This is a genomic window from Geobacillus sp. DSP4a (assembly GCF_013096875.1).
In the GTDB taxonomy this organism is placed as follows: domain Bacteria; phylum Bacillota; class Bacilli; order Bacillales; family Anoxybacillaceae; genus Geobacillus; species Geobacillus thermophilus.
Window position 1 is genome coordinate 1 of the sequence record NZ_SDLD01000167.1, and the last position, 679, is coordinate 679.

Annotated in this window: 2 pseudogenes; one reads left to right on the forward strand and one right to left on the reverse strand. The window is 43.2% G+C overall.

The features are described 5' to 3' along the window. Positions 1-170 (forward strand): annotated as a pseudogene (locus tag ETC02_RS16830) (IS701 family transposase); the annotation flags it as partial. A 419-nt stretch (positions 171-589) separates the two neighbouring features. Here ETC02_RS16830 and ETC02_RS16835 read toward each other — a convergent pair. Beyond that, positions 590-679: pseudogene (locus ETC02_RS16835) on the reverse strand (AAA family ATPase); the annotation flags it as partial.

The window sequence follows — 679 nt, forward strand, 5'->3', positions numbered from 1 at the left end:
TGGTGCTGTTGGCCTGCGTGTACAGCATCGCCGAATCCCGACAAAACCTCTCCACCGGGCTGGAGCTTCTTCGGTCGCGGAAAGACCACAGCGTCGTCGAGTTCATTTATGACGCTGCGAAGCAAGATATTCCCATTGATGTGATCAAAAAACAGCTCCGTATCGCGTAAGGGGTACCCTGTTTGTCTCTCTAACCATGGAAATTATTGTAATGAAAAATGCTCATCTACAGACAATATAATTATTCGCGTGAAATACTTTTAGTAACTCATAACCTAAACCTCTGTTTGCCCCAGTAATTAAAACATGCCCACTCATTTTTTAACTCCTTTCGAGTGTATAATCTTCATTCGAATAAAAATACTAAATCTCTATTATACCTTGTAAACTAGCACATTATTTCAGAATCCCTTTTTCAAATTATTTCAGGCGGATTCGGAAATAATGTGCAAAATTTTTGCGGATTGTTCCGGATTTTGCACATTCTTTCGGAACATTTGCACGCTCTTTCAGATGAAGATTTCCAGCGCGCCTGATGGACCGATGGAAAAAAGAAAGCACAAAAGAGGCCGATTCGGCCCCTTTCGTGCTAATACCCCATTTCCTCTGCGGCCATGCGCACCACTTCTTCGTCAATGGCGTCCTTTTTCAGCTGATACCCGTATAACAGGCACGTCGT